Annotated in this window: 5 protein-coding genes and 1 pseudogene; 4 read left to right on the top strand and 2 right to left on the bottom strand. The window is 43.8% G+C overall.

Going from position 1 to position 5,889, the window contains the following annotated elements; genetic code table 11:
• Together A3762_RS08225 and A3762_RS08230 are read left to right on the top strand one after the other, a co-directional pair.
• A partial coding sequence (locus A3762_RS08225) for an AzlC family ABC transporter permease (protein ID WP_197469149.1) occupies positions 1-482 on the top strand: 482 nt, incomplete at its 5' end.
• Positions 473-805, top strand: coding sequence for a branched-chain amino acid transporter permease (locus A3762_RS08230; RefSeq protein ID WP_082869021.1), 333 nt, complete (start codon positions 473-475; stop codon positions 803-805). The genes A3762_RS08225 and A3762_RS08230, both read left to right, overlap by 10 nt.
• A 51-nt stretch (positions 806-856) precedes the next feature.
• Here the strand turns inward: A3762_RS08230 and A3762_RS08235 are convergent, their stop codons facing one another.
• Entirely contained in the window at positions 857-1,606 is a 750-nt protein-coding gene (locus A3762_RS08235; RefSeq protein ID WP_068476350.1) for a glycosyltransferase family 2 protein, read from the bottom strand.
• A gap of 130 nt (positions 1,607-1,736) precedes the next feature.
• A complete protein-coding gene (htpG, locus tag A3762_RS08240; RefSeq protein ID WP_068476353.1) occupies positions 1,737-3,653 on the bottom strand; it encodes a molecular chaperone HtpG in 1,917 nt (638 codons plus the stop codon).
• Positions 3,654-3,877: 224 nt separating this feature from the next.
• Between htpG and A3762_RS08245 the strand changes: the two genes are divergently transcribed.
• A complete protein-coding gene (locus A3762_RS08245; protein ID WP_068754902.1) occupies positions 3,878-5,014 on the top strand; it encodes an SMP-30/gluconolactonase/LRE family protein in 1,137 nt (378 codons plus the stop codon).
• Positions 5,015-5,307: 293 nt separating this feature from the next.
• A pseudogene (locus A3762_RS08250) lies at positions 5,308-5,889 on the top strand (NADH:flavin oxidoreductase); the annotation flags it as partial.

Genomic DNA, 5,889 nt, shown 5'->3' on the forward strand with positions numbered 1-5,889 from the left:
CTGTTACAACACTGCTTCTGAACTCTCGACATGTTTTTTATGGGCTATCTCTGCTACAGGAATTCAAAGTAAAAGGTTGGCGGCGATGGTATTTAATTTTTGGCCTGACAGACGAGACCTATTCCCTGTTAACCTCAATGAAAGGCGATAAAGACGTTACACAGCAAAGTATCAGTGATCTGCAATTAATTATCACGGCGCTTAATCAAAGCTATTGGGTGATAGGCTGTACACTCGGCGTTCTTATTGGCGAGCAACTTAGCTTCAACACACAAGGCCTTGAATTCACCTTAACAGCCTTGTTTATGGTACTGGTGATCGAACAGTATAAATCAGTGAAATCATTCGCACCTTTTGCAATCGCTCTTGTTAGTGGCGCACTAGCACTTTGGCTAGCAACACCGCAAAACATGCTGCTCGTATCACTTAGTTTAAGTTTGGCTTTACTGCTAATGAAATATAGGCTGAAGCCATGGACATAATGTACTTAATTGGATTTATCGCAACGATGGCCGCTGCTACCTTTGCAACCAGAGCACTTCCATTTGTTCTTTTTCACAACCAGCAGCATCCTGTCGTCCTATTTCTAGGGCGCTATCTTCCACCCGCAGTGATGGCTCTTCTCGTGATGTATTGTCTAAAAGATGTCGAATGGTTGTCTGGCAATCACGGACTACCTGAGATCATTAGTTTGAGCCTTGTAATCGTTGCCCACTTGCTATTTAAAAATGCCTTAATCAGTATTTTTAGCGGCACGGCACTTTACATGCTTTGGGTGCAAGGCGTATTAGCCAGCCTGATATAAGAGCCAGTACAACCCAATCAATTCCGACTCAAAAAGAGTACCCCAAGATTGCTACGAAGAATGTTTGTCAGCGTAAGACTTCATATACTTATAAAACACGCCATTCGCATTCGACCACGAAATAGCTAAACCACGCCACCCTGCGAGAAACCCACCTTTTACGACAAAGCTCTCGAAAAATCGCCACATAGCTTTTAAGAAAATAATAGAAGGCGGGTAGCTTTTCCCACTTTGTCGATTAATTTCTGTATATCGATCAACCTTCACTAAAAACTGCCCGAGATGCTGAACTGCGTTATGCTCAATCGGGTAAGGGATTTTTTTAACGTAGCTACCCTCATGAATTGCCACACTTTCATGTACGTCATTGTCGTTAAAATTATGCGCTTCGCGATTAAACAAACGCACTAACCAGTCGCCGCCCCAGCCTGCATACTTAACATACTTACCCATTAAAAAGTTTTTACGTAACACTTTAATCGCCATCGTCGGATCTTGATTAGGAAGCCAGTCTTCTAAGTACGCTCCCAGCTCTGGCGTGATCATTTCATCGGCATCAAGCGATAACACCCAATCATTCGTCGCACAAGCGACAGCAGCTTGCTTGGTCTTTCCAAAGCCTTGAAACTGCCCTTCAAATACCTGCACATTTTGATATTCAGCCGCAATATTTAAGGTCGCATCACTTGAGCCATTGTCGTACAGCACAACTTCTGAAAAAGCGCGTAATGAATCTAATGTCGCGCGCAGGGTATCTTCAGCGTTTTTGACAATAATGACTGCACTAACGTGATCAATCATGATGCATTCCTTAAAAAGAAAAATTTGAAGAATAAAAAAAGGGAGCCGGGGTAACGGTAAGCTTCCGAACTAAGCATACCGTTTTTTGGCTCCCTGAGGGACATTGATCGCTACTGATTTGCTTCAGTGATTACTTAGACAAATCCAATAGCAATTTGTTCAATCGATTTACAAATGCGCCGGGCTCTTTCAATTGATCGCCCATCGCCAATGCTGCTTGGTCAAATAAAACAAGCGTCAGATCATTAAATCGTTCATCGTCTTGTTCATTATTCAACTGAGCTACAAGAGGATGCTCTGGGTTCAATTCAAAACTTGGCTTGCTTTCAGGTACAGGTTGTCCTGCAGCTTCCATGATCTTTTTCATCTGCGCATCCATATCATGCGCACCAGCAACCAAACATGCTGGGCTGTCAGTCAAACGATTCGTCATACGAACTTCATCTACTTTATCTTCAAGTAGCTCTTTGATCTGTTTAACCAATGCTTCGTATGTCTTATTCGCTTCTTCCTGTTGCTTCTTGTCTTCTTCTGCTTCGATCTCACCGAGGTCAAGCTCGCCCTTAGTGATGTCTTGAAGATGCTTACCTTCAAAATCAGACAGGTAAGAGATCATCCAGCCATCAATGCGATCGCTTAGCACTAGAACCTCAATACCCTTCTTACGGAAGATTTCCATATGTGGGCTAGAAATACCTGCCGCATGACTTTCTGCCGAGATATAGTAAATCTTGTCTTGGCTCTCTTGCATGCGAGACACGTAATCATCAAGCGATACGTTCTGAGCGCTGTCGCCGTTTGTCGTCGCGAAGCGAAGTAACTTAGCAAGTTTTTCTTTATTAGAAAGATCTTCGCCAATACCTTCTTTAATTACCTGGCCAAACTCATCCCAGAATGATTGATATTTCTCAGCATCGTTCTTGGCCATTTTGGTCAGAGTATCAAGCACACGCTTAGTCAGTGCTGTACGCAAGCTATCAACAGTCTTATCGCTTTGAAGAATTTCACGAGAAACGTTCAAACTTAAATCACGCGTATCAACAATACCTTTTACAAAACGAAGGTAGAGAGGCAGGAACTGCTCTGCTTCATCCATAATAAAAACGCGCTGTACGTATAGCTTTAAGCCACGAGGAACTTCACGGTTGTACAAATCAAACGGTGCTTTTGCAGGAATATAAAGCAAGCTTGTGTAATCGAGCTTACCTTCAACACGGTTATGGGCCCATGTTAGCGGATCCTGGAAGTCATGCGAGATATGCTTATAGAAAGACTTGTAATCATCTTCAGAGATTTCTGATTTTGACAATGTCCATAGTGCCGTCGCTTCGTTAATTGCCTCGTCTTCAGGTTCTTTCTGCTCTTCGCCTTCTGCCGCTGGCATTGGCTCAGACTTCATAATGACCGGGAAAGAAATATGATCCGAGTACTTCTTAACAAGACTGCGTAAGCGCCAGCCATCAGCAAACTCAGACTCTTCTTCTTTCAAATGCAGAACAATAGAGGTTCCACGTGCCGTGCGCTCAACTGTTTCAATCGTGAACTCACCCTCACCTTCAGAACTCCAGTGCACGCCCTGCGCAGCATCTGTGCCTGCGCGACGGGTAAAGACTTCAACCTTATTCGCAACGATGAAGGCAGAATAAAAACCAACACCAAATTGACCGATTAGCTGAGAATCTTGTTTGCTATCACCAGTCAGCTTCGACATAAATTCAGCTGTACCAGACTTAGCGATAGTGCCCAAATGATTAATGACGTCTTCACGCGTCATACCAATACCGTTATCGGTAATGGTCACTGTGTTCGCATCTTTATCGAAATCGAGACGAATCTTCAGGTCGCCATCATTTTCGTATAAAGCATCATTTGAAAGCGCTTCAAAACGTAACTTATCCTCTGCATCTGACGCGTTAGAAATCAGCTCACGCAAGAAGATTTCTTTATTGCTATATAAGGAGTGAATCATTAAATGAAGTAATTGTTTTACTTCAGTTTGGAAGCCTAAGGTTTCAGCGTTAGCACCAAGGTTCTCAGTTGCAGACATAAAACGATCTCTCTAACTATTTTGTTTGTATCATCCAAGCGATAGCGATATACGCTCGCCAACTTTCATGTGCTTAGCAATGTGAGGTCGCTTAAAAAATTTTCAAGGCAGAGAGCGGTAAATTCACAGATGAATTTATTAACAGGTGTCGTTACACTTGTGCGGCGTTTCGACTTACTTGCGGCGCGAGCGATCCAACTCACTTATAAAAAAGAAGTCATACCATGTTGCGAGCATTTGTTATTTTTCTATTTTCTGTCGTTGTGTTTATCGGTTTAAGTGCCTCTGTACTTGATGCGATATATGGCGGCGGTGATGAATTTCCCGACCGAACAACCGAACCGACCTTAACTGCGGATGCGCTTGAACTCGTTGTAGATCTCCCCTATCCACCTGGAAATATTGCGGTCAGCTCAGAAGGTCAGGTTTTCTTTACCTATCATCCAGAAGGGCGCCCAGCGTATAACTTAGCGGAAATTGTTGATGGCGAGGTTAAGCCTCTTCGCTTAGAAGGCGAAAAAGCATCCGCTTTAAATCTCGAAACAGTACTCTCGATGCGAATCGATCAACAAAATCGATTATGGCTACTCGACTATGCAAATCATGGAACAGGAACTGCGAAAATCGCGGCTATCGATATCTATTCTCGTGAGCTCGTTCATTACTATGAATTTTCGAGCGACATCGCAGGTTTAGGCTCGCACATGAACGATTTCCAAGTAGAACCTAATGGGCGATATATCTTAATCGCTGACGCGAGTATTTTTGGCTTAGACCCCGCTGTCATTGTGTACGACACCCAAACTCAAACCGCTCGCCGCGTTATTGAAGACCATGAATCCGTTGACGCCGACAAATATATTCCGGTCGTGGAAGGTGAGAAGATGTTGATGTTTGGCGTGTTTGCTGTGCGTCCCGGTGTCGATTCAATTGCGCTAGATCGTGAAGCAAAGTGGCTTTATTTTGCGCCAGTTAGTGATGAAGCTATGTACCGTGTTCCAGTAAGTGCGCTCATTGACGAGTCCTTACCAAGAGACGAACTCTACGCTCGTATCGAACGCTTTGCTGCCAAAACCATGAGTGACGGCCTTACAACAGATAATGCGGGAAATATTTATATTTCCGATATAGAACATTCGGCGATCGTCGTGATGAATCCGCAAGGCCAATTACAAACACTATATAAAGCCAAAATGCTTCGTTGGCCTGACGGCTTTAGCTTTGGCCCTAATGGAGACTTATACATGACAGCCAGTGCATTGCAGTTCGTTATGGCCAAACCTGACAGCTACATCCAGCAAAATGGTCCATATCAAATCTTTAAACTACAGACAGAACAGACTGCAACAGCAGGCCACTAAATAAATATACTCAAGACAATTGCTTGAACCGCATTCCAAACGGTTCAGGCAATCTTCTTTCTAGCACAACTCATGGCTCTCATCGCTCTCATGTCTGCCACGCATTAATCACAAATGCGTACCGATAAAGTTAAATCTTATTCGCGAGACAACATGTACAACACATGCCGATCAACGTTTAAATACTCCACAAGCGCATCAGAACCAAGCGAGATCGCCTTAAATAAGATCAAGTTGACACTCTGTCGCGTAATTGTCTTTTGTCATACAACAATAAAACGGTACTGTCTTTTATGTCTGCGAACACGTCATTAATCGGTGAATCATTAACTCTCCCTTGCGGAGCCATTCTGCCTAATAGAATTGCCAAAAGCGCAATGACCGAAGGCTTAGCCGAGAAAGGTGACTTGCCAGGAAAAGAACTTGAAACCTTGTATCGCCGTTGGTCACACGGTGGCGCAGGCCTCCACATTACGGGTAATGTCCAAGTCGATCGCCGGTATCTTGAACGTGCGGGAAATGTTGTACTAGAAGACGATAAAGATTTAGATCGTTTCAAATCTTGGGCAAAAGCAAGCCAAGAAGATGGCAATCATTGCTGGGTACAGTTGAATCACCCGGGTCGACAGTGCCCCAAACTAGTCAACAGTACGCCTTTATCGCCTTCTGATGTCCACCTAGAAATGCTTGGTAATTTTGGCAAGCCAAAGCCGATGACTGAAGCGGACATTCAAGACGTCATTCAACGCTTCGCTCGTTCAGCTGAACTCTGCAAAGAAGCCGGTTTTAAAGGGATTCAAATACATAGTGCGCATGGGTATCTACTCAGCCAGTTCTTGTCTCCGAAAGTAAATAAACGCCAAGACCAATGGGGC

This window comes from Oleiphilus sp. HI0125 (genome assembly GCF_001635355.1).

What these genes read in the sequence shown, in the direction of transcription:
- A3762_RS08245 (WP_068754902.1), top strand. Translation starts at nt 3,878, where the DNA reads ATGTTGCGAGCATTTGTTATTTTTCTATTTTCTGTCGTTGTGTTTATC.
- htpG (WP_068476353.1), bottom strand. Translation starts at nt 3,653, where the DNA reads ATGTCTGCAACTGAGAACCTTGGTGCTAACGCTGAAACCTTAGGCTTC.
- A3762_RS08230 (WP_082869021.1), top strand. Translation starts at nt 473, where the DNA reads ATGGACATAATGTACTTAATTGGATTTATCGCAACGATGGCCGCTGCT.
- A3762_RS08235 (WP_068476350.1), bottom strand. Translation starts at nt 1,606, where the DNA reads ATGATTGATCACGTTAGTGCAGTCATTATTGTCAAAAACGCTGAAGAT.